The 502-nt window shown below is 62.4% G+C and carries 1 protein-coding gene and 1 pseudogene; both read right to left on the minus strand.

Annotated features, from left to right (window positions below):
* A pseudogene (locus ACERJA_RS20140) lies at positions 1–119 on the minus strand (nucleic acid-binding protein); the annotation flags it as partial.
* Positions 116–502: thiolase family protein (locus ACERJA_RS20145; RefSeq protein WP_373609981.1), on the minus strand; the 387-nt coding region annotated here is incomplete at its 5' end. The pseudogene ACERJA_RS20140 and the gene ACERJA_RS20145, both read right to left, overlap by 4 nt.

Genomic DNA, 502 nt, shown 5'->3' on the forward strand with positions numbered 1-502 from the left:
ACTTCGGCGGTGTACTCGCTCAGGTCGATCGTCTCGACTGGTTCCGAGCCGCCGGGACCACGCGGGTGGCCGGGGTAGCTGATCGAACCGTCCTCGTACTTGTAGGCGTCCATCGTCATTGTGCTGCCTCCATAATCGTCGTAATCACGCAGTTTCCAAAGCCGCCGACGTTACAGGCCAGTCCGATGTCGGCGTCGACCTGTCGCGGGCCAGCTTCACCCATGAGCTGTTCGTAGATCTCGACACCCTGTGCGACGCCGCTTGCTCCCAGTGGGTGGCCTTTCGATTTGAGCCCACCGGAAGTGTTGATCGGCAACTCGCCGGTGTCGCGTTCGGTGTAGCCCTCCTCGATCAGTTTCCAGGCCTCGCCCTGCTCGGCGAAGCCGAGCCCCTCCATCTGGAGGAACTCGAGGATGGTGAACATGTCGTGGAGTTCGGCGACGTCGATGTCGTCGGGGCCGTAGCCACTCATCTCGTAGGCACCCTTGCCGCTCTCGACGAC

The sequence above is a fragment of the Natronorubrum sp. A-ect3 genome (genome assembly GCF_041821125.1).
In the GTDB taxonomy this organism is placed as follows: Archaea; Halobacteriota; Halobacteria; order Halobacteriales; family Natrialbaceae; genus Natronorubrum; species Natronorubrum bangense.